At 63.8% G+C, this 21112-nt stretch carries 24 protein-coding genes; 10 read left to right on the top strand and 14 right to left on the bottom strand.

Annotated features, from left to right (window positions below):
- Positions 1 to 222: 222 nt before the first annotated feature.
- The 7 genes from eutB to X756_RS157045 form a co-directional block, all read right to left on the bottom strand.
- Complete coding sequence (gene eutB, locus X756_RS157015; protein WP_023729205.1) at positions 223 to 1209, bottom strand: hydroxyectoine utilization dehydratase EutB; 987 nt, start codon at positions 1207 to 1209, stop codon at positions 223 to 225.
- 5 nt (positions 1210 to 1214) lie between these two features.
- Positions 1215 to 1994: an ectoine utilization protein EutA gene (gene eutA / locus X756_RS157020; protein WP_023729204.1), complete on the bottom strand. Its 780-nt coding sequence runs from the start codon at positions 1992 to 1994 to the stop codon at positions 1215 to 1217.
- A gap of 8 nt (positions 1995 to 2002) precedes the next feature.
- Positions 2003 to 2662: an ectoine/hydroxyectoine ABC transporter permease subunit EhuD gene (gene ehuD / locus X756_RS157025; RefSeq protein WP_023729203.1), complete on the bottom strand. Its 660-nt coding sequence runs from the start codon at positions 2660 to 2662 to the stop codon at positions 2003 to 2005.
- Between the two features lie 16 nt (positions 2663 to 2678).
- The gene (ehuC, locus tag X756_RS157030; protein WP_023667875.1) at positions 2679 to 3338 is read right to left on the bottom strand and encodes an ectoine/hydroxyectoine ABC transporter permease subunit EhuC; all 660 of its coding nucleotides are present in this window, start codon (positions 3336 to 3338) and stop codon (positions 2679 to 2681) included.
- A 205-nt stretch (positions 3339 to 3543) separates the two neighbouring features.
- A complete protein-coding gene (ehuB, locus tag X756_RS157035; protein WP_023729202.1) occupies positions 3544 to 4395 on the bottom strand; it encodes an ectoine/hydroxyectoine ABC transporter substrate-binding protein EhuB in 852 nt (283 codons plus the stop codon).
- A 63-nt stretch (positions 4396 to 4458) separates the two neighbouring features.
- Positions 4459 to 5244, bottom strand: a complete 786-nt coding sequence (gene ehuA, locus X756_RS157040) for an ectoine/hydroxyectoine ABC transporter ATP-binding protein EhuA (RefSeq protein ID WP_023729201.1) — start codon at positions 5242 to 5244, stop codon at positions 4459 to 4461.
- Positions 5245 to 5368: 124 nt separating this feature from the next.
- Entirely contained in the window at positions 5369 to 6754 is a 1386-nt protein-coding gene (locus X756_RS157045; RefSeq protein WP_023729200.1) for a PLP-dependent aminotransferase family protein, read from the bottom strand.
- A gap of 83 nt (positions 6755 to 6837) precedes the next feature.
- Between X756_RS157045 and X756_RS157050 the strand changes: the two genes are divergently transcribed.
- The 4 genes from X756_RS157050 to X756_RS157065 all read left to right on the top strand — a co-directional run bounded on the left by X756_RS157050 (position 6838) and on the right by X756_RS157065 (position 11477).
- Positions 6838 to 7329 (top strand): Lrp/AsnC family transcriptional regulator, encoded by a 492-nt coding sequence (locus X756_RS157050; protein ID WP_023729199.1) that lies wholly within the window; start codon positions 6838 to 6840, stop codon positions 7327 to 7329.
- A gap of 129 nt (positions 7330 to 7458) precedes the next feature.
- Positions 7459 to 8952, top strand: coding sequence for an NAD-dependent succinate-semialdehyde dehydrogenase (locus X756_RS157055; RefSeq protein ID WP_023729198.1), 1494 nt, complete (start codon positions 7459 to 7461; stop codon positions 8950 to 8952).
- Between the two features lie 32 nt (positions 8953 to 8984).
- The gene (locus X756_RS157060) at positions 8985 to 10364 is read left to right on the top strand and encodes an aspartate aminotransferase family protein (protein WP_023729197.1); all 1380 of its coding nucleotides are present in this window, start codon (positions 8985 to 8987) and stop codon (positions 10362 to 10364) included.
- 9 nt (positions 10365 to 10373) lie between these two features.
- A complete protein-coding gene (locus tag X756_RS157065) occupies positions 10374 to 11477 on the top strand; it encodes an alcohol dehydrogenase family protein (RefSeq protein ID WP_023729196.1) in 1104 nt (367 codons plus the stop codon).
- Positions 11478 to 11489: 12 nt separating this feature from the next.
- Here X756_RS157065 and X756_RS1000000167220 read toward each other — a convergent pair whose 3' ends face one another.
- Positions 11490 to 11666: a hypothetical protein gene (locus X756_RS1000000167220; protein WP_023692240.1), complete on the bottom strand. Its 177-nt coding sequence runs from the start codon at positions 11664 to 11666 to the stop codon at positions 11490 to 11492.
- Positions 11667 to 11841: 175 nt separating this feature from the next.
- On the opposite strand from X756_RS1000000167220, the gene X756_RS157070 reads away from it, so the two are divergent.
- Genes X756_RS157070 through X756_RS157095 form a run of 6 tightly spaced genes read left to right on the top strand, consistent with a single transcriptional unit; the run spans position 11842 to position 16668 of the window.
- The gene (locus X756_RS157070) at positions 11842 to 12513 is read left to right on the top strand and encodes an amino acid ABC transporter permease (RefSeq protein WP_023729195.1); all 672 of its coding nucleotides are present in this window, start codon (positions 11842 to 11844) and stop codon (positions 12511 to 12513) included.
- Positions 12513 to 13184, top strand: coding sequence for an amino acid ABC transporter permease (locus X756_RS157075; RefSeq protein WP_023667866.1), 672 nt, complete (start codon positions 12513 to 12515; stop codon positions 13182 to 13184). The genes X756_RS157070 and X756_RS157075 overlap by 1 nt, the downstream gene beginning before the upstream one ends.
- A 1-nt stretch (position 13185) precedes the next feature.
- Complete coding sequence (locus tag X756_RS157080) at positions 13186 to 13920, top strand: amino acid ABC transporter ATP-binding protein (RefSeq protein ID WP_023729194.1); 735 nt, start codon at positions 13186 to 13188, stop codon at positions 13918 to 13920.
- A gap of 2 nt (positions 13921 to 13922) precedes the next feature.
- Positions 13923 to 14849 carry an isoaspartyl peptidase/L-asparaginase gene (locus X756_RS157085; RefSeq protein WP_023729193.1) on the top strand — a complete coding sequence of 309 codons (927 nt, stop codon included), beginning with the start codon at positions 13923 to 13925 and terminating at the stop codon, positions 14847 to 14849.
- Between the two features lie 11 nt (positions 14850 to 14860).
- A complete protein-coding gene (locus X756_RS157090) occupies positions 14861 to 15652 on the top strand; it encodes a transporter substrate-binding domain-containing protein (RefSeq protein ID WP_023729192.1) in 792 nt (263 codons plus the stop codon).
- Complete coding sequence (locus X756_RS157095; RefSeq protein WP_245264462.1) at positions 15607 to 16668, top strand: LacI family DNA-binding transcriptional regulator; 1062 nt, start codon at positions 15607 to 15609, stop codon at positions 16666 to 16668. The genes X756_RS157090 and X756_RS157095 overlap by 46 nt, the downstream gene beginning before the upstream one ends.
- Positions 16669 to 16749: 81 nt before the next feature.
- Here X756_RS157095 and X756_RS157100 read toward each other — a convergent pair whose 3' ends face one another.
- From X756_RS157100 to X756_RS157125, 6 genes are read right to left on the bottom strand one after another with little or no spacing between them, the layout of a single operon-like run.
- Positions 16750 to 18009, bottom strand: a complete 1260-nt coding sequence (locus tag X756_RS157100) for an ABC transporter substrate-binding protein (protein WP_023692246.1) — start codon at positions 18007 to 18009, stop codon at positions 16750 to 16752.
- A gap of 36 nt (positions 18010 to 18045) precedes the next feature.
- Positions 18046 to 18474, bottom strand: a complete 429-nt coding sequence (locus X756_RS157105; RefSeq protein ID WP_023667860.1) for a hypothetical protein — start codon at positions 18472 to 18474, stop codon at positions 18046 to 18048.
- Positions 18471 to 19526 (bottom strand): aldo/keto reductase, encoded by a 1056-nt coding sequence (locus tag X756_RS157110; protein WP_023682685.1) that lies wholly within the window; start codon positions 19524 to 19526, stop codon positions 18471 to 18473. The genes X756_RS157105 and X756_RS157110 overlap by 4 nt, the downstream gene beginning before the upstream one ends.
- The gene (locus tag X756_RS157115) at positions 19523 to 19876 is read right to left on the bottom strand and encodes a TIGR04076 family protein (RefSeq protein WP_023682686.1); all 354 of its coding nucleotides are present in this window, start codon (positions 19874 to 19876) and stop codon (positions 19523 to 19525) included. Before X756_RS157115 ends, X756_RS157110 begins: the two co-directional genes overlap by 4 nt.
- Entirely contained in the window at positions 19877 to 20365 is a 489-nt protein-coding gene (locus X756_RS157120) for a DUF3830 family protein (RefSeq protein ID WP_023667857.1), read from the bottom strand. It abuts the gene before it with no gap.
- Between the two features lies 1 nt (position 20366).
- Positions 20367 to 21089, bottom strand: coding sequence for a GntR family transcriptional regulator (locus tag X756_RS157125; RefSeq protein ID WP_023682687.1), 723 nt, complete (start codon positions 21087 to 21089; stop codon positions 20367 to 20369).
- Positions 21090 to 21112: the final 23 nt, after the last annotated feature.

Raw genomic sequence — 21112 nt, 5'->3', positions numbered from 1 at the left:
CCGTACTAGCGCGCACCACGAAGGATAGTGTTCCGTCACACCCCCCTCTGGCCTGCCGGCCATCTCCCCCGCAAGGGGGGAGATTGGACTGCACTCCTGCCTTCGCCAATCTCCAGCGCAGCAAGAACAGCGACCGCATCGAAGCTGCCGATCTCCCCCCTTGCGGGGGAGATGTCCGGCAGGGCAGAGGGGGGTGGGCGGGAATTCGGCGTGGGAGAGTTTTCATGCCGCGCGCTCCGCGATTGCGTCACCGCAGACGATCTTGCGATGCGTGTTCATGTCGATATTGCGGCCCGAGAGAAGAACGACCACCGGCCCGGTCGCCCTGACCTTGCCGGCGAGTAGCGCAGCGATGCCGACCGCTCCGGCGCCTTCGACGATCTCGCGCTCCTGTTCATAGGCATGGCGGATGCCGGCGGCGATCTCGTCCTCGCTGAGCAGGATGACGTCGTCGAGCAGATCGCGGCACATGGCGAAGGTCAGCCGGTTGTCGAGACCGATGCCGCCGCCGAGCGAATCCGCCAGTGTCGGCAACTCCTCGATCTCGACCGGCCGGCCGGCGTCGAGGCTGGCCTTCATCGCAGCACCACGTGCCATCGAAACGCCGATGATTTTTGTCCCGGGGCTGACGCCCTTGACAGCGGCGGCGATGCCCGAGGCGAGTCCGCCACCTGAGAGTTGCACCAGGACGAGAGCGGCGTCCGGGACCTGCTCGATCATCTCCAGTCCGAGCGTGCCTTGCCCGGCGATGATGGCCGGGTGGTCGAAGGGCGGCAGCATCACCAGTCCCTCCTGCGCCACCAGCCGTTCGACCTCCTGCTGCGCCTCGTCCTGACTGTTGCCGATGATGCGGACATCCGCGCCAAGCCGACGGATTTCGTCGAGCTTGTTGCCCGGCACCAGTCGCGACATGCAGATCACCGCGCGCATGCCTTCCAGCTTCGCGGCATGGGCCAGCGCACGGCCATGATTGCCGGTCGACGCCGCGACCATGCCGCGCGCCTTCTCCTCGGTGCTCAGCGAAGCAACGGCATTCGAGGCGCCGCGCAGCTTGAAGCTGCCGGTGGTCTGGCGGTGTTCAAGCTTGAGATGGACGGGGACGCCGAGGTGCCCGGATAGACTAGGGGATGGCACGGTTGGCGTGCGCTCGATTTTGCCGGCAATTCGCTCCCGGGCGGCACGGATATCGCTAAGGGTAACTCTCGTCATGATCGTCAATCGCGCGGCAAAGGCAGCGTCATCAGACGGCCAAATTCGGGATGCGACGTCCCGTCGCCACACAACCGCAAACAATTCCAGGCGCTGGCCTGATTGCTGGTGACGACCGGGCTGTCGATCGCCTGTTCCATGCCGGGAACCGCGAGCGCTCCGCGCAATGCGGTGCAGGATACGAACAGTGCATCGGCCTGCGCATGCGTCGCCTCACGAGCTAGGTCGACGATCGCTGCCGGCGCAATGCGCGCCATCTCGCGATCGTCCTCGAAGCCGAGGCAGGTGAAGCTGACGATCTCAAAGCCGCGCTCGCCGAAATACGTCGCCATCGGCCTGGAGGTTTCGACGGTGTAAGGGGTGAGGATGCTGATCTTTTTCGCGCCCAGCGCCTGCAGCCCGCGCACGCCGGCCATCGGCGGCGTGACGACGGGAACACCCGGCTTGGCAGACTGGATCGCGGCCTCGATTTCAGCGTCGCCAATCACCACCGAGGCCGAGGTGCAGGAGTAGCAGATCGCGTCGAGCGGCTCATCGGGCAGGATGAGGGCAGCACCCGCCGCCAGCTCGGGCTGCATCTTGCGGAGATTCTCGGGTGTGGTCGGATTCTTGTAGGGAATGCGCGCGACATAGACGCCGACCCGCTCGCTCGCCACCATGCGGCGGAAATCCGGTTCGCTGGTGTGGTCGGTGGCAAGGATGATCAGGCCGACGCGCTTTTCCAGCGGGCGCGCATCGAGCGCCGGCCTTGTCGGCATCAGCCTGATCTCGGGCAGCGGTTTCATCTTGAGAATTACCTTTCGATCTTGCCGTAGCGATGTTCCAGCCAGCGCAGCAGCACGACCGAGAAGAGGCTGATGACGAGGAAGAAAGCGCCGACCAGCGTGATCGGCTCAATGTAGCGGTAGTAGGTGTTGGCGACGCTCTTGGCCTGGTTCATCAGCTCCAGCACGGTGATCGCCGATAGGAGCGGCGTCTCCTTGAACATGGCGATGAAATAGTTGGCCAAAGCCGGGATCATCGGTGGGATCGCTTGCGGAATGATGATGTTGGTCCAGGTCTGCGTGGCGCTCAGATTGCAGGCCTTGGCCGCCTCCCACTGGCCGCGCGGCACGTTGTCGATGCCGGCGCGATAGACTTCCGCCGTGTAGGTGCCGTAGTGCAGGCCGAGCCCGATGACGCCGGCGACCAAGGGCGGCAAAAGGATGCCGAAATCCGGCAGGACATAGAAGATGAAATAAAGTTGCACCAGAAGTGGCGTGCCGCGGATGAATTCGGCCGCCCAGCCGATGCTGCGTGACAGGACCTTGTTGGGCGAGCGTCGCGCCAGCGCGATGCCCAGACCCACAATCGCGGCCAGCACCGAGCCGAGCAGCGTCGCCAGGATGGTGATCTTCACGCCCTGGATCAGCGTTGGCAGGATTTCCCAAACGAAGTTCCAATCCCAATCCATCAGGAAGCTCCGGCCATCAGACGCGCACCCCGTCGAGGCCGCGCGCCATGCGGCGTTCCAGAGAACGCACGCCCCAGGAGATGATCAGCGCCAGGGCGAAATAGATGATCAGGATGGTGGTGAACGGCGCCAGCGTGTTGCCGGTCTGCGAGCGCACGACCTGCGCCTGAAAGGTGAGATCGGCGAGCGAGATCAGCGACACCACGGAGGTCGCCTTGAGCAGTTCGATGGCATTGTTGCCGAAGGTCGGCAGCATGACCAGCAGCGCCTGCGGCAGGATGACGTGGCGCATGCCTTGCCAGCGGCCGAGGTTGAGCGCGATGCAGGCTTCATATTGTTCGCGGCCGACCGACTGGATGGCGCCGCGTACCACCTCGGCCGCATAGGCGCCGACATTGAGGCCCAGCGCCAGCACACCCGCCTGCAGCGGGGTCAGTTCGAGGCCGATCAACGGCAACACGAAATAGGCAAAAAACAGCTGCACGAAGATCGAGGTGCCGCGGAAGAATTCTATATAGGCGGTGGCCAGCCAGCGCAGCGCAAAGAAGCGCGACACGCGGCCCATGCCGGCGAGGAAGGCCATGATCAGGGCGAGCACCGACCCCATCAGCGTCAGCTCGATGGTGACAAGCGCTCCCTGCAATATCAGGCCGAGGTAGCCGGACCACTGGGTCATTCGGGTTCCAACGTTGGCGGTTAGCTTCCTTCTCCCGTTCACGGAGAGAAGATGCCAGTCGACCCTCCGAAGCTGCAGCGCAGCTGCTGCGGAGGACGGGCAGGCAGATGAGGGGCAGCGCTAAATTCTCAGAACCTGGCGCCGCCCCTCATCCGGCCCTTCGGGCCACCTTCTCTCCGTGAACAGGGAGAAGGCAAAAACGGCGCTATTTCGCCGCGCAGAGCTTGTCTCGCGTTGTCGACATCGCGGCTGCGGCCGAGAAGCCGTAGGGCTCGATGATCTTGGCGAACTCGCCGGATTTCTTCAGCTTGGCGAGCTCGACATCGAAGGCATCGCGCAGGGCCTCATCGCCTTTCTTGAAGGCGGCGCCGTCGCAATAGACCGGCGCGCCGACCACCGGGGCGATGACTTCGAGGTTCAGATCGTTGGCTTTCTTGACGAGGTCGTTGATCGACAGGACGGGAAGCGAATAGGCATCGATGCGGCCGTCCTGCAGCATCTTCAGGCCGCTCTGGCCGTCCGGCACGACGATGACGCGCTCGCGCGGCACGCCGGCGTTGAGCGCCAGCTTCTCCTCGGTGCCGCCGCCCGGCGCGCCGATGGTGGCCGACATGTCCTTGGCGACATCCTCGTAGCTCTTGAAGCCCTTCGGATTGCCCTTCTTGACCAGCATCGCCTCGGCGTCGCACAGCACAGGTTCCGAATAGACCACCGCCGCGCAGCGCTCTGGCTTCATGAACAGGCCGGCGGTGACGACGTCGAAGCGGCCGGCCTGCAGGCCGGGGATCATCGCGCCATATTCAGAGATCGAAGCGACGATGTCGCCAACGCCAAGACGCTTGAAGACCTCGCGGGCCACGTCCGGCGCCGCGCCTGAAACCTTGCCGTCGGCGGCGACCGCAGTGTAGGGCGGCTCGTTGGCGATGGCGACGCGGGCAAAGCCCTGCGCCTTCAATTGCTCGAGCTTGCTGTCATCGGCCGAACCGGTGCTCGACGCGGCGAGCACCGCCGTCAGTGCGAGACCGGCGACGCCGGCCAGAATGCCAAGTTTCTTCATTGTTCCCAACTCCTTGTTGTCTTCTTGGTTTTGTCTGGGGCGGTCTTCCGCCCCGCAAAGCGGTCAGACACGATGTCCGGCCGCGATGATCTTCTTCAGGAAGCCTTGCGTGCGCTCCTGCTTGGGATGGCGGAAAATCTCGTCGGGTTTGCCCTCTTCGACGATCTTGCCGCGGTCGAAAAACAGCACGCGGTCGGCGAAGTCATGGGCAAAGCCCATCTCGTGGGTGACCAGCAGCATGGTCATGTCGGTCTCGGCCGCGAGCTTGCGCATGACGTTCATCACCTCCTCGACCAGCTCCGGATCGAGGGCCGACGTCACCTCGTCGAACAGCATGATCTTCGGCGACAATGCCAGCGCACGGGCAATCGCCACGCGCTGCTTCTGGCCGCCGGACAGCTGCGCCGGCATCGACTTCGCCTTGTCGGCCATGCCGACCATGTCGAGCAGCTCCATCGCCCGCTTCTCGGCAGCGGCTCGCGGCGTGCCTTTGGTCAGCATCGGCGCCAGCGTGACATTGTCCATGACGCATTTGTGCGGAAACAGATTGAACAGCTGGAAGACCATCCCGATCTTCTGCCGCATCTTGGTCAGGTGCCGCTCGTCGGCGGGCAGCAGCTGGCCATTGCGCTCCATGTGGTAGAGCTGCTCGCCATCGATCTGGATATGGCCGCCGTCGATCTTCTCCAGCGTCATCAGGATGCGCAGGATCGTCGTCTTGCCCGAGCCGGACGGGCCGATCAGCGCCAGCTTCTCGCCGGGCATGACCTGCATCGACAGGCCGTCCAGCACCTTGAACGAGCCGAAGCTCTTCGAAATGGCGTCGACCTTGATGATGGGTGCGGACAAATGAATTTCCCCTACTGGAGAAGCCTGTGCCCTTAACGATGCGGAACGCGCCAAATCATGTCAATTGGGAAAATAAAATCATGACAATATTTCCGGCGCTGAGTGATTCCAGAGCAATTCCCGCTTAGATTGCGAGCAACAGATGCTCCGGATCGCCAAGCAGCAGCTTGGTGACAACGCCTAAGCCGGCGCGCAGTTCCCCCTCGGTGGTCGAGCCTAGCGAGATGCGCACCGCCGGATGCCAGGGCGCATCCGAGATGCGGAAGGAGGTGCCGGGCGCGATCGCCACGCCTTGCAGGCGGGCCTGGGCGACGAAGCTTTCCTCGGCACGGTCCGCGGGCAGTTGCAACCAGACATGCAGCCCGTCGCGCCTGGCGCGATAACCAACCCCGCCCAGCACCTCGGCTGCGATGTCCTGGCGGCGGCGCAATGCCGCGCGCTGCCAGCGAACGAGTTCCATCGCCGTGCCGTCGGTCACCCATTTGGTGGCGATCTCGGCCACCAGCGGCGTCGCCATCCAGTTCGACACCAGATGCCGGTTGGCAACGGCGGCGACATAGCGGTCGGGCGCCGCGAGATAGCCGATGCGCAGGCCAGGTACGGTGATCTTGGTGAAGGAAGTGACGTAGAGCGTGCGCTCCGGCGCAAAGGCGGCGACCGGCGGCGGCCGGTCCTCGACCAGCGGACCCAGCACATCGTTCTCGATGATGGCGATGTCGTGCTTGCGCGCGACCGCGGCGATCTCTTCGCGCCGCCGAGCGTCCATCAGCGTCGCCGTCGGGTTGATCACCGACGGTTGCACGAATACCGCGCGAATGTCGGTGAGCCGGCAGACCTCGTCCAACGCCTCCGGGATCAGGCCATTGCCGTCGATCGGCAGGCCTTCCAGGTTGAAGCCGAGATAGCGCGCCAGCGGCACCAGCGTGTGGTGGCCGATAGCCTCGGTGGCGACAGTCGATCCCGGCGGCGCAACGCTCATCAGCGCCACGGTCATCCCGGCGGTCGCGCCATTGGTCAGGCTGATATTCTGTGCGGAGGTGTCGAGCCCACACAGTTTCAGCCATTCGACAGCCACCGCGCGGTGACGCGGGAACACCATGTTGGGCCGGAACGACAACGCCGAACTGGATGGCAGGTTTTCGGCCAGCCAGCCCAGCGCCTGCTTCAGCCGCTCCAAATGCATCGGCTCGCAGACCGGCTTCAGGATTGACAGATCGATGACCTCGCCGAGGCGCTCCGGCAGATAGGGCGGTTCCGGCTCGCGGCGCTGCGTCTGGACAAAGCTGCCGCGGCCGATCTCGCCCGAGATGAGGCCGCGCCGGATCAGTTCCTCATAGGCGCGGCTGACGGTCTGCACCGACAGTTTCAGATCGTCGGCCAGCCGGCGATGCGTCGGCAGCCGCGCGCCATTGGCCAGCCGCCCGTCATGAATGGCGCGCGCGAACTGGTCGGCCAGCGATTGATAGGCTGGCCGGCGGAGGAGCGCGGGGTCGGGTTGCCATAATGTCATGACTTATTAGAGATCGAAATCAGTGCAATTGACAATCGAAATAATGCGCCGTCATGGTGATGCCGACAAAAAAGCGGACGCCGATGACATCAGCGAAACTCGACGCGATCGACCTCAGGATACTCGACGTCATCCAGCGCGACGGGCGCATCACCAAGCTGGCGCTGGCCGAACAGGTCGGGCTGTCGCCGACGCCGTGCTGGATGCGGTTGCGCAAGCTGGAGAAGGCCGGCATCGTCTCGGGCTATCACGCAAGGATCGCCATGCGCGTCGTGGCGCCGGTCGCAACGGTGCTGATGGAGGTGACGCTGGCCAGCCATCGCCAGGCCGATTTCGACCGCTTCGAACGCGTCGTCCGCGACATCCCCGAAATCGTCGCCTGCTGGTCGGTGGGCGGCGGCGTCGACTATGTGGTCAAGGTGATGACGCGCGACATCGACGCCTATCAGCGGCTGGTCGACGACCTGCTGGAGCGCGAGATCGGCATCGACCGCTACTTCACCTACATCGTCACCAAGACGGTGAAGGACGAAATCGTGCTGCCGATAGCCGATCTGCTGCCGGCGTCGGCATAAGCCCGGAGAGAATGTCTGTCGGGACGGCACAATAGAGAGAGTCTCTCTCCTTCAGGGCGTCGAAACAGTCTCTCTGTCTGCATGTGACGGATAGTCTTCCCGCATCGTCCGAACCGGGAGGCCTCGACCATGTCCGCGCATTTTGCCCGCTCGCATCGCCATGAGGCGCTCGACCGCCTCTCCGACCGCCGGCTGCTGCGCGAGCTTGCCTATGTCGATGGGCATTGGACCGCGAGCGAAGCGGCCGAAAGCTTTGAAGTCACCGATCCGGCCACAGGCGCGACGGTCGCGTTTGTCGCCGCGCTCGATGCGCAGCAAACGACAAGGGCAATCGGTGCCGCCGCGCGTGCCTTCCCGGCTTGGCGGTCACTGCTGCCGCAGGAGCGGTCCAGAATTCTGCGAAAATGGTTCGAGCTGATCGTTGCAGCCAAGGATGATCTGGCCCTGCTGATGACACTGGAACAGGGCAAGCCGCTGCAGGAATCGTTTGGCGAAATCGACTACGCCGCCTCCTTCGTCGAGTGGTATGCCGAAGAGGCAAAGCGCCTCAACGCCGAGAGCGTCACCAGCCATCTGCCCAAAGCGGAAATGATGGTGCGACGAGAGCCGCTCGGCGTTGTCGGCGTCGTCACGCCCTGGAATTTTCCGGCGGCGATGCTGACCCGCAAGGCGGCGGCCGCCCTTGCCGCCGGCTGCACCATCGTCGCGCATCCTTCATCCGAGACGCCGCTGTCGGCGCTGGCGCTGGCGGAACTTGGCGAGCGCGCCGGCATCCCCGCCGGTGTCTTCAACGTCATCACCGGAAAGGCTGCAACCATCGTCGGCCGCATGTGCGAAGACCCGCGCGTTCGCGCCATGAGCTTCACCGGCTCGACCGAGATCGGCCGGCTGATCGCGGCGCAAAGCGCGCCGACGATGAAGCGGCTGGTGATGGAGCTTGGGGGCCACGCGCCGCTGATCGTCTTTGCCGATACCGATCTGGACAAGGCGGTGAGCATCGCCATCGATGCCAAATTCGCCACCTCCGGCCAGGACTGCCTCGCCGCCAACCGCATCTATGTCCAGCGCCCGATCTACGATCGCTTCTGCGCCGCTTTTGCCAGGCGTATCGAGGCGCTGCGCACCGGCAACGGCCTTACCGACAAGATCGACATCGGGCCGCTGATGCATGAGCGTGCCGTCGCAAGGGTCGAAGAGCAGGTCGCCGATGCCATCGCTCGTGGCGCGCGCTGTCTCACCGGCGGCAAGCGGCATCAGGCCGGGCCGCTGTTCTACCAGCCGACGCTGCTGGCCGATGTCAGCGACGAAGCGCTGATCATGCGCGAGGAGACCTTTGGGCCGGTCGCCGCCGTCACGCCGTTCGACAGTGAGGACGAAGTGATCGCCCGTGCCAACGCCACAGAATATGGCCTGGTTGCCTATGTCGTTACCGAGAACGGCGCCCGCCAGCAGCGCCTGGGCCGCGCGCTCGACTACGGCATGGTCGCTATCAACCGCGTCAAGATCACCGGCGCGCCGATCCCATTCGGCGGCGTCAAGCAATCCGGCATCGGCCGCGAAGGCTCGCGCCATGGGCTCGAAGCTTTCGCCGATCTGAAGTACCTCTGCCTGGACGTCGCATAAGTCCGTCCGGCCATCTCTCAAGGAGTCAAAAAATGCTCGACCAATCCAACGAACTCAATGCCTGGGATCGCGACCACTTCTTCCATCCTTCGACCCATATGGGCACGCATGCGCGGGGTGAATCGCCGACCCGCATCATGGCCGGCGGCGAAGGCGTCACCGTCTGGGACAACAATGGCAGGAAGAGCATCGATGCCTTTGCCGGTCTCTATTGCGTCAATGTCGGCTATGGCCGCCAGAAGATCGCCGACGCGATCGCCACCCAGGCGAAGAACCTCGCCTACTACCACGCCTATGTCGGCCACGGGACCGAGGCCTCGATCACGCTGGCCAAGATGATCATCGACCGCGCGCCGAAGGGCATGTCGAGGGTCTATTTCGGCCTCTCGGGTTCGGATGCCAACGAGACCAACATCAAGCTGATCTGGTACTACAACAATGTGCTGGGACGGCCGGAGAAGAAGAAGATCATCTCGCGCTGGCGCGGCTATCACGGCTCGGGCGTGATGACGGGATCACTGACCGGGCTCGACCTGTTCCACAACGCTTTCGACCTGCCGCGCGCGCCGGTCCTGCACACGGAGGCGCCCTATTATTTCCGCCGCGCCGACCGCTCGATTAGCGAGGAGCAGTTCTCGCAGCATTGCGCCGACAAGCTTGAAGAGATGATCCTGGCCGAAGGTCCCGAAACCGTCGCCGCCTTCATCGGCGAGCCGATCCTCGGTACTGGCGGCATCGTGCCGCCGCCGGCCGGCTACTGGGAGAAGATCCAGGCGGTGCTGAAGAAGTATGACGTGCTGCTGGTCGCCGACGAGGTGGTGACGGGCTTCGGCCGTCTGGGCACCATGTTCGGCTCCGACCATTACGGCATCAAGCCGGACCTCATCACCATCGCAAAGGGGCTGACCTCGGCCTATGCGCCGCTGTCGGGTGTCATCGTTGCCGACAAGATGTGGCAGGTGCTGGTGCAGGGCTCCGACAAGCTCGGTTCGCTCGGCCATGGCTGGACCTATGCCGCGCATCCGATCTGCGTCGCCGCAGGTGTCGCCAATCTCGAACTGATCGACGAACTGGACCTGGTAACGAACGCCGGTGAGACCGGCGCTTATTTCCGCGCCGAACTGACCAAGGCTGTCGGCGGGCACAGACACGTCGGCGACGTGCGCGGCGATGGCATGCTGGCGGCGGTCGAATTTGTCGCCGACAAGGACGACCGGGTGTTCTTCGACGCCTCGCTCAAGATCGGGCCGCAAGTGGCGACAGCACTTGCCGCCAGCGGCGTCATCGGCCGCGCCATGCCGCAGGGCGACATACTAGGCTTCGCGCCGCCGCTCTGCCTGACGCGTGAGGAAGCCGACATCGTCGTTTCGAAAACCGCCGATGCCGTCAACAGCGTGTTTTCCAATCTCTGAGATCGACCCATGAATGCCATGACCAAGACCCTCCCCGCCACCATGGCCGCCGTGCTGCTCACCGGGCATGGCGGACCGGAAAAGCTCGTCTATCGCAGCGATGTGAAAGTGCCTGTGCCTGCCGCCGGCGAGGTGCTGGTTAAGGTCAGCGCTTGCGGTATGAACAACACCGATGTCTGGGTACGCCAGGGCGCCTATGGCACGGAGGAGGACGCTGCCGCCGTGTCGACGTGGCGGCGGCAAGGCAACACGCTTACCTTCCCGCGCATCCAGGGCACCGACACGGTCGGCACCATCGCTGCCGTCGGCGAAGGCGTTTCCCCGGGCCGTGTCGGCGAACGGGTAATGGTCGATTTTTCGATCTACAACCGCGACGACGATTCCCTCGCCGACATCGACTATATGGGCCACGGTCGCGACGGCGGGTACGCCGAGTACCAGACGGTGCCGGGCGAGAATGCGCATGTCGTCGATACTGACATGAGCGACGTCGAACTCGCCACCTTCTGCTGCGCCTACCTCACCGGCGAGCAGATGCTGGAGCGCGCCGGGCTGAAAACCGGCGAACGCGTGCTGGTCACCGGCGCCTCGGGCGGCGTCGGTTCCGGCATCGTGCAGCTGGCGCGGGCGCGCGGCGCCGTTCCCTACGCCGTCGTCGGCAAGGGCAAGGAGCAGGCGGTGCGCGACATCGGCGCCGAAGCGGTTATTACCCGTGGGGTTGCCGATCTTCCCGCCGCCGTGAATGAAGCCACTGGCGGCCAGCCGATCGATGTGGTCGCCGATCTCGTCGGCGGCGCGATCTTCAACGACCTGCTGCGCATCCTGCGACCTGAAGGCCGTTACACCACGGCAGGCGCCATCGCCGGCCCGGTCGTGCAGCTCGATCTCCGGACCATGTATCTCAAGCAGCTGCAACTGCATGGCTCAAGCCAGGGCACGCGCGCCGACTTCCGCCGCATCATTGGATACATCGAAGCGAAGAAAATCCGGCCGCTGGTCGGCGGTGTCTACAAACTGTCCGATTTCCACAAGGCGCAGGCCGACTTCATCGCCAAGGATTTCGTCGGCAAGCTGGTGGTTGTGCCGGACGCCATGTGGAACATCCGCCCATAACGGCTCCCAACGTCAGAGCGCGTCGTAAACGGCATCAATCAACACCTTGCGGCGTGGATCGACGTCGTCGAAACCCAGCATGCGGTTGGTGACGTAGCCGAATCCGACACCGGCGCCGGGATCGGCAAAATCGAGGGCGCCGCCCCCAGCCGCCATGGCCGAGGGATTGCGGCGACGCGCGGCTGGCATAGGCGTCCTCGAGCTGAAAGCCGGCGGCGAATTGCCGGCGCTTGAGACATAGCGCGCATGAGGCGAACCGGAATCATCGCAACGAATGCAAGCCACAGGCCGGCAACCAGACCCTGCATCTTGACAGACGAGGCGAAAGCCAAAAGAGTGAAACCGGTTTCACTGGGGACCGCCGGTGCATTTCGATCTGTCCATTCTGCTCCCGCATCTGGGTTTTCTGGCGCGCGGCGCCGAACTTACGGCGGCGGCTTGCGCGCTGTCGCTGGTGGGAAGCGTCGTCATGGGCGCGTTGGTGGCGATCGCACGCACCTCCGCCTCGGCACTGCTTCGACGGATCGCCTTCGTCTACGTCGATCTCTTCCGCAATGTGCCGTTCATCGTCCAGCTGTTCTTCTTCTATTACGGCCTGCCCGAGCTCGGCATTTACATCGATGCCTTCACCACCGGCGTCGTGGCGCTTTCGATTGCCGGCGGCGCCTATGCCTCCGACATCATTCGCGCCGGCATCCTCGCCATCGACCAGGGCATCATCGACGCCGCTGAAGTGAGCGGCCTGTCCAGGCGCAAGATCTTCACCCGCATCGTGCTGCCGATTGCGCTGCGCACCGCCGTGCGACCGCTCGGATCCGTGCTCATCAACATGATCCTTACGTCCTCGATCCTCTCGACCATCACGCTCAACGAGCTCACCGGCTCAGCCCAGATCGTGGTCTCGCAGACCTATCGGCCCTTCGAGGTCTATATGGTGCTGCTCTGTGCCTATGCGGCCCTGACCTATCTGGTCTCGCTGGGCGTCACCCTGCTCCACCGCCATCTCAATCGGGACATGATGGAGGCGGTCGACTGATGCGGTTCAGCGACTTCACCTCCTACGACCTGATCCTGCTGGCGCAAGGTCTCGGCACCAACATCGCGCTGTTTCTCGTCACCTCTCTGATCGGACTGCTGATTGGCCTGAGCTGGGCGTTGGTGCGGTTCTACCGTGTGCCGGTTCTGGCCCAGGTCGTCACCTTCCTGTCGGAGCTGTTGAAGAACTCGCCGGTGTTGGTGCAGCTGTTCCTGGTGTTCTTCGGCCTGCCGGCGCTGTTGCATATAAGGGTGACGCCTGTCACCGCAGCGACCATCACTCTGTCGGCGAACACCGCGGCATTCGTCTATGTCATCGCGGTCTCGGCGATCGAGTCGATCGAACGCGAGCAGGTCGAGGCCGCGCGTGTCTTCGGCCTGACCCGGTGGCAGGTCCTGCGCCATATCGTTTCGCCCCAGGCTGCCGCCTTCGCGGTCGGCCCGCTCGTCGCGCTGCTGGTCAACCAGCTTCAGGTGACGTCGCTGATTTCTGTCATCGGCGTCGTCGACCTGACCAAGATTGGCCACATCCTCAACATGCGAACCTTGAAGCCGTTCGTGGTCTGGACCGTCGTCGGGCTGCTCTACTATGGCGCGGCAAAGCTGGTCGCCCTGCTTGGCGAGCGTCTTGAAAACCGCCTGCGGGCGCACAGCGCCTGGCGGGGGCTTTAACATGCTCAAGATCGAAAACGTGCACAAAGCGTTCGGCGAGGTCACTGTGCTGGACGGCGTCGACCTGACGATCGCGCCCGGCGAAGTGGTCTCGATCCTCGGGTCGTCGGGGTCCGGCAAGTCGACACTGATCCGTTGCATCAACGGCCTCGAAAAGCTGAAGTCGGGCCGCATCACGGTCGACGATTTCGATGTCAGCAAGCCGAAGGAGCTGGCCGAGGCGCGCAAGCGCTCAGGCACCGTCTTCCAGCTGTTCAACCTCTATCCGCATATGAGCGCGCTTCAGAACATTACGCTCGCCCCGATCGAGGTGCTGAAGATGCCGCGCCCTGAGGCCGAGGCGCTGGCGCGCAAGCTGCTCGAGTCCGTCGGCCTCGCCGATCGGGCCAACGCCTACCCGGCGCAGTTGTCGGGCGGGCAGCGCCAGCGTGTCGGCATCTGCCGGGCGCTCGCCATGCAGCCGCGCTATCTGCTGCTCGATGAAGTGACCAGCGCGCTCGACCCGGAAATGACTTCCGAGGTGCTGGCCATCCTGGCAGAGCTCGCCGCGCAAGGCACGACGATGCTGTTCGTCACCCACGAGATCGAATTCGCGCGCGAGATTTCCAACCGCATCGTCTTCCTCGACAAGGGCAGGCTGGTGGTCGATCTGCCAACGGATCGTTTCTTCGCCGCGGACGGCGGCCGGGCGCAGCCGCGGGTTGCGCAGTTTCTCTCCAAGATGCGCAAGGACTAGGAATGCTGCTGTTAGCCAACAACGAAGCATGGCCGGGATTCGAAACCTCGGTGCAAATGCTGCGCGATGGCGCCGTCAGCCTGGACGCGATGGTTGCCGGCATCGGCATGGTGGAGAAAGAGGTCAAGGTTCGCAGCGTCGGTTATGGCGGCTGGCCGAACATGCTGGGCGAGATGGAGTTCGACGCCGGCGTCATGGACGGCAATACAAGAGAGGTCGGTTCAGTCGGCGCCGTGCCAAGGACCTTGGCGGTCGCTGCCCTGGCGCAGCAGGTAATGAAGCGCCTGCCGCATGTGATGCTGACCGGCGAAGGGGCGCGGCGCTTTGCCAGCGAAATCGGTTTTGCCGAAGACGAAGTCTTGTTCGAGGACAGCAAGCGCGTCTGGTGGGAGCGGCTGCAACAGGAACTCACACCGCAACAGCTGGCGAAATTCCCCGATATCGATCTGGCGCCGCTCAGCCGTACTATCACCGATCCCGAGCGGGTCCGCGACACCACCGTCTTCCTGTCGGCGGATGCGCGGCGCGGCGTCCATGCCGCGAGTTCGACCTCGGGCTGGGCGTGGAAATATCCGGGCCGGCTCGGCGATTCTCCCATTCCCGGCGCAGGCTTTTACGCCGACAGCCGCTATGGCGCGGCGGCGTGCACCCATACCGGCGAGATGACGATGCGCTGCGCCACCGCACGGACCGTCGTGCTGGCCATGAAGCTTGGCCGATCCCTGTCGGATGCGGTCGCGCTGGCGGTCGAGGAACTGGCTGAACTCGACACCGGCTTCCTGGCCGGAGTGGTCATCCACGCCGTCGACGCCGAGCAGAACCACGAGGTGGTGAATTTCAGATGCGAGGGCGAGGTCCGCTACTGGCTCTGGAAGGATTCCATGCCCGCACCCGAATTGCGGACAGCAAAGCGTGTCACTAGAAAATAAGGAGAGGAACCATGAAAACCGTACTGCGTGCCTTCGCCGCGCTGGCCATCGTGGCCGGTTCGGCTTTTCCGGCCCTTGCCGGCATGATTGACGACATCCGCTCACGCGGCACCATTCGCATCGGCGTATCGCTCGGCGGCGAGCCGATCGGCTTTCGCGATGCACAAAACAACCCTGTCGGCTACGATGTCGATGTCGCGACGCTGCTGGCGCAAAAGCTCGGGGTGCCGGTCGAGTTCGTCGACGTCTCGGGCGATGCCCGTATTTCCATGCTGGTGTCGGGACAGATCGATGTCGCGGTCGCAAACACCTCGGCAACGCTCGAGCGGGCCAAGACCGTCAACTTCACCATCCCCTACAACCGGGCCGGGCTGCGCGTCATCGTCCAGAAGGATGCCGGGATAACCGACCTCAAGGGGCTCGCCGGCAAGAAGGTTGTCGTCGGCCGCGGCACCACGGGCGAAACCTTCCTCAAGGCGGCCGTGCCGGAAGCAGAGCTCGTCTATGTCGACCAGTTCGCGCCCGACGGGGTTCTGCAGCTGCAACAGAAGCGCGTCGATGCGGCGATCGAGGATTCCTCGCTGCTCGATTACCTCGCGACCAAGACACCGAGCCTGGTAACGCTGCCTGGCCTCTATTCCAACGATCCGATCGGCATCGCGGTCGCCAAGGGCGATCCCGAATTCGTCCGCTGGCTCGACATGTTCGTGTCCGACTTCATCCAGTCGGGCACCTATGAGACGACCTACAAGAAGTGGTGGGGGCCGGACTCCAACCCGCCGACGCTCAACCCGCTGTGGTGACACCCACTACCGGTAACCGATCGGCGCACACCCGAGGCGCCGTCGCAACGATCGCCGATGTCGCGCGGCTGGCAGGCGTGTCGCGTGCCGCGGCCAGCCGTGCGCTGTCGAGCGGACCGCGACCGGTCTCGGCGGACAAACGCGAACGTGTCGTGCAGGCCGCCGCGCAGCTCGGCTACAAACCCAATCTCCTGGCGCAAAGCCTGACCACTAAGACCGTCAATCTGGTTGCCGTCGTGGTCAACCACATTCACGACCTTTCAGATCTCGACCTGTTCGACCGGCTGCTCGACGCAATCCAGTCGATCGGCAAGCAGGTCATCCTCATCCGCATCGGCTCGGCGGAAGGGGTCGAGGATTTTCTGCGCAACGGCGTTGCCTATCATGTCGATGCCGCCGTGGTGTTCTCCGACTTTGCCGATGCAGCGACGATGCGGCGCATGTTTCGCTCGGACCTGGTCATCATGCTGAACGGACTGCATGACGATCTGTCACCCACCGTCATTCCCGATGAAGTCGTCGGCATCGCCGAGGCCGTGGCGGATGCGGCGGCCAAGCGCGCGCGCACGGCCAGCCTGCTGACCGGCCGTTCGTCCTCGCGGGTCGAACAGCTGCGCATCGGCCACTACCTCGAAGCGTTCCGGCATCATGGAATTGAACTGCTGCAGACGGTCCAGGGAGACTATTCCTACGAGTCGGGCTATGCGGCAGCCGCCGGCCTGACGGGACGCGGCTGTCCAGATGCGGTCTTTTGTACGTCCGACGCGATGGCCATGGGTGTTCTGGATGTCTGCCGGGCGGATTTCCCCGACAACCGGCCCAGCCGCTTCCGCCTCTATGGCTTCGACAATGTGTCCCTGACCAATTTCGACGCCTACCCGATATCGTCAATCGGCTACGACAAATCAGACTATGTGGGTCATATCGTCGGCGCCCTCTCCAATCCGCAGGTCTTCATGCCCGGCCAGCCGCCTGTCGTTATATTGACCCGGCTGATTTCGCGCTTGACCGCGTAACTAGCGCCGATGTTGGACTGCTTGTCCGGCGTCGATCTCCCAGAGATCGAACGGAGATCGCGCCGGACAATGTACCGGCGCCTACTGCAATTTCGCCTGCAGCGCGTTGACGTCGTCGGTTGTCATTTCACCGTCGGTCGTCACCTTGCCGTCGACGATCTTCCACAGCCGGAACGGACCGGTGATGTCGCCATATTTGTCGAAGCTGACCGGACCGATGACGCCTTCATAGCGGATCGGCTTGCCGTCCTTGATCAGGCCGAGCGCCTTGGCGAACTCGTCCTTGCCGGCATAGATCGGTGTGCCGGCAGGATCGACCGCCTTGTACATGGCATCCTTGATCTTGGCTGGATCCTCGGAACCGGCAATGGCAATGGCGAGACCGACAATGGCGCCGGCATCATAGGAACGGTCGGCTGCCGGGTTCGACGGTTCGATGCCCGAAAACTCCTTGTAGTTTTTCAGGAAATAGTCGGTGGATGCCGTCGGGCTGGTGCCGGAAGAGGTACCATAGGCATCCTTCAGATAATCGGCGCCGACGGATTCGATGAAGTCCGGGCTGTTCATGCCGTCATTGAGCAGGAATTTCTGCACGCCGCCCTGCGATATCCAGGTGCGGGCGACCGTTGCGCCGTCGACCGGCGTGCTGACGAGGTAGAGTCCGTCCGGCTCGCCTCCCATCGCCGCCGTCACTTCCGAAGCATAGCTCGACTGCTTTTCATTATAGGGCGTGTCGGAGACGATGGTGCCGCCGAGCGCTTTGTAGGCACGCGAGAATTCGGCCACCATGTTGACGCCGAAGTCGTTGTTGACATGGATGATCGACAGTTTCTTGAAGCCCTTGTCGATGGCGTATTTGGCGGCGGCCACGCCTTGCAGCGCATCCGACGTGATGGTGCGGAAGAAGATGCCGTTGGTCTTGCCGTCGCGGCCAAGGGCGGTCAGCGTCGGCGAGGACGAAGCCGGCGACACCTGCACGATCTTGGCCGGCCCGGTGACCGAGGTCAAAATCGGGATCGACACCGAGGAGATGATGCCGCCGATGATCACCGGCACCTTCTTGACCTGCACCAGCTGGGTCGCGGCATCGACCGCGATATTGCCCTGGCTCTGGCTGTCGCGCGTGTCGGTTGCGAGATCGCAGCCGCGTACGCCACCGGCTTCATTGATGTCGCGGAAGGCCATTTCGACGGACTTCGCGCCGGCCTGGCCGTATTCGCCGGCCGGACCGGTGAGCTCCATGACCAGGCCGACGGTGATCTTGCAGTCCGCTGCGTGTGCGGCGCCGGCCATCGTCACGAGAGCCAGTGCTGTGGTGATTTGAAGTATCGTCTTCTTCATTGCCGTTCCCCTTTTCTTGTTTGAACTTTTGCCTGTTCAGCCTTCCGGCGCCTGCAGCCAGGTCTCATGCAGATGCCGCCATTCGACGCCGTTTGGTGCCGATGAACTGGTGGTGAAGACCGCACTGGACTGCCGGCGACTGTGTTTGCCGGCGCGCAGTTGCGCCTCGATGTAGAAGATGACGATCGTGTCCGCGTCCTGCCAACCCGGCCTGATGTCCTCGATCGATATGGCAAAACCGTCGTCGCAAGTGGCGCGGCTTGTCCGGACATGATCTACGACCGCGTCGCGATCGAGGATCTGGCCATTCGGCGCCACCATGGTGAGGCCTTCGCCCATGACAGCCTCGAAGCGGCCGAACTCCACAGCGTCGGCTCGCGCGGCGACAAACCAGTCGACGAAGAAGCGATGCAGGTCGATGATTTCAGCGCTGGCACGCGAAAAAAGGGAAGGCTCTCCGCTCATTTCTTCCCCGCATTGAGGTTGTAATGCATGATCGAGCCGTGGCGGCCATGACGGTCGCGCTCCAGCGCGTAGACATCGCCCGCGAGGCCGGTGCCTTGTGCGATGGCGGCAGCAATCCGCGCGCGATCGTCGGCGTCGAGCGCGACGTCCATGATTTTCGTATTGGCCAGCGCATGTGCCTGGTTGCGCGCACCCACAATGACGGCCGCGACCTGCGGCTGCTCGAGCACCCATGCCGAGGCGATGGTGGCGATGTCGACGCCGTGGCGATCGCCGACCGCTTTCAGCGCCTTGAGCAGGGACTGGAACAGCTCCCAGCCGCCGAAGTCGTCGATGATCAGCTTGTATTTGACCAGCGAGCGGTTTTCGAGCGGCGTGGAGGGTTCGGCCACGCCAAGCCATTTGTCGCTGAGGAAGCCGCCCGCCACCGAGCCGTAGCAGAGGAAGCGGACACCGTTCTTAGCGGCAAGGTCCGCAAGGCTGTTTGCCGGCCGCTGGTCGAGCACTGAATATTGCAGTTGCTGGCTGACCAGCGGGATGCCCGCGGAGAGGATTTCGGCTAGCCTCGGCGTATCGAAATTGGTGGTGCCGAGATTGCGCACCTTGCCTTCCAGCCGAAGCTCGTCGAGCCAACCCATCGCCTCGACGTAACGAGGCTGGTCATAATCCCACCAGTGAAACTGCACAAGATCGATCCGCTCCGTCTTCAGCCTGCGAAGCGACTGATTGACGATGCCCCTGATGTAGTCGCGGCTGATGCTTGCCAGTCGTTCGAGGTCCGGCACCAGCTTGGTGTGCACCTTCATCCTGGCCGCAACATCGAGACCGCGCTCGCCGGCCAGCCGCAGGCGCGCGGCGCCGATCAGTTCCTCGACGCCGGTGTAGATGTCGGCGCAATCATAGGTCCAGATGCCGGCATCGAAGGTGGCGATGAGGTCGGTCACGGCCTGCCTGCGGTCGATAGCGCCATGGCCGCCGGCCAGCTGCCAGCCGCCGCGGATGACGCGCGAGATCGTATAGCCGGGGCTGAGTTCGACGGTCCTGGCGCTCATCTTTTGTCGGTCTCCTTCGGCAGCGGCACAGCCGTGGTTTGGGCATGGCTGAACCGCCGCTTGGCCAGCCTGACGATCCGCAGCCGGCTGGCGCAATTGGGATCGGGACAGGCGATCTCGGCATCCGAGGTCATCCAGTCATTTGCATGCGTCGGGCGCTGCTTTGCCGCCAGGAGCGGCAACACGGCGGAGATCGAGTAAATCGAAAAACCCTGCCCCGCCGGCAGCGACAGCATTTCGCCCTTGAGTTCGAAATAGTCGCCGGCCCTGGCGCCGCAATAGACCGGCTTGCCCTCGGGGATGACCGCTTCGACGCGCAGATCGAAGAGTTCGAAACTGTCGTCGGCCATTCAGGCCTCCACCAGGCTGAAGGTGATGTCACAGGCGCCGTTGCGGCGGATGACGCCGCAGGCGGCGGCAAACTGATCGCGCTCTCCGGCAAGCACTTGCGCGACCACGCTGCCGGCCAGCCAGCCGATCGGGAACAGCAGCCGCGCCCCCTGCCCGTAGTACAGGCCGATATCGAAGATGGCATTGGGATTGCCGCCCCACACGCGTGGCGGCACATAGGACAGCACGATATCGCCGGGCTGCGGCGTCAGCGTTGCATTCTCCGGTGGCAAAGACTGGGCATAGGCCTGGCCGTGGAGATCGGCTGACGGAACCGGGCACGAGATTTCCGGTCCTGTCCACATCGCATGGATGCCTGGGATGATGCGTGGCTGCGCCAGATAAGCCAGCAGGAAGGCGGCATTCTCCGGCGCCTTTTCGGGCAATAGCAGCGCCGTCACGGAAAGCTTCGAGCGTGGTTCTGTGATGCCGATGGCGGGCTTGGGCATGTCAGTCCTTCGCCGATTGAAGTTTGTCGCGCAGGAAGGCGAAGGGGCGGCTGATGTCGGCTACCAGCGCCTCGCGCGCCGCTAGCGCATCCTGTTTGGCAAGTGCCGCGACAATGCCGCGGTGATAGTGCGCGGTATCGACCTCCCCGGCCTCGGAGAAGGCATAGATGGCGACGCGGATGCAGGGTCCCGATTGAAGCCAGAGGCTTTCGATCATCGGGATCAGCACAGCCGAGCCGCAGCAGCGGTAGATCTCAAAATGGAAGCTCTGGTTGAGCGTCGCTTCGCGGTCGATATCCTTCTTGTGCTTCAGGGCCCGCATCTCGTCCCACTCGCCCAGCATGGCTTCGATCGAAGCGATCTGGCGCGGGCTCATACGCGTGGCGGCAAGCGCGATCGCTTCGCCTTCGATGAGTGAGCGGGCGCGCAGGAGGTCGTCGATGCGCTCCAGCGTGATCGGCGGCACGCGCACCGAGCGGTTGGGCAGCGCCTCCAGCGCCTTTTCCGTGATCAGCCGTCCAAGCGCTTCGCGTACCGGCATGGTCGAGGTGACCAGCGCATCGGCGAGACCGCGGATAGTCAGCACCTGGTTTGGCTCGAAAAGGCCACCGATCAGAGCACGGCGCAACTCGGAATAGACGCGATCCTGCACCGTCTCGCGGCCGACCGGCGTAAGCTGGGCTGCGATCGTCCCGTTGTTCTTGTCGATGGCAGCCTTCTGCATTACCGGCATTTGCCCCGTTTTCG

This window comes from Mesorhizobium sp. LNJC405B00, assembly GCF_000502615.1.
Taxonomy (GTDB): Bacteria; Pseudomonadota; Alphaproteobacteria; order Rhizobiales; family Rhizobiaceae; genus Mesorhizobium.
Note: the sequence above shows the minus strand (reverse complement) of the source record. Positions and strands in the feature narration are given on the sequence as shown.